The sequence below is a fragment of the Streptacidiphilus jeojiense genome, from assembly GCF_000719095.1.
GTDB classification, from domain to species: domain Bacteria; phylum Actinomycetota; class Actinomycetes; order Streptomycetales; family Streptomycetaceae; genus Streptacidiphilus; species Streptacidiphilus jeojiensis.
Genome location: NZ_JOEH01000109.1, coordinates 1 through 363 on the forward strand (window position 1 = coordinate 1; position 363 = coordinate 363).

The 363-nt window shown below is 74.1% G+C and carries 1 protein-coding gene; it reads right to left on the reverse strand.

The features are described 5' to 3' along the window. Window positions 1-363, reverse strand: a 363-nt coding sequence (locus IF29_RS0141245) for a DUF4097 family beta strand repeat-containing protein (protein ID WP_030267759.1), incomplete at both ends; no start/stop codon positions are given.

Sequence of the window (363 nt, forward strand, 5' to 3'; positions counted from 1 at the left end):
CGGAGACGCCGGGGGCCGCGGCGACGGAGATGTTGCCGGACTGGGTGAGCAGTTCGACGGTGCCGGCCGCGGCTTCGGCGATCCGGATGTCGCCGCGGGTGGTGCTGATCGTGGCGGAGCCGCCGAGGCGGCCGACCTCGACGTCGCCGTCGACGGCGGTCAGTCGCAGGCTGGCGGCCTCGTCGATCTTGATGGTGCGATAGGCGCCGTCGAAGACGATGTCGCCCAGGCGTCCGACGCCGCGCAGCTCGGTGCCGGCGGCCTTGGCCTGGACGTGGGAGCCGGCGGGCAGTTGGACGGTGACCTCCACGGAGCCGGAGCCGAGGAGCCGGCTGTCCGGGGCTCCGGCGGTGATCCGCAGGA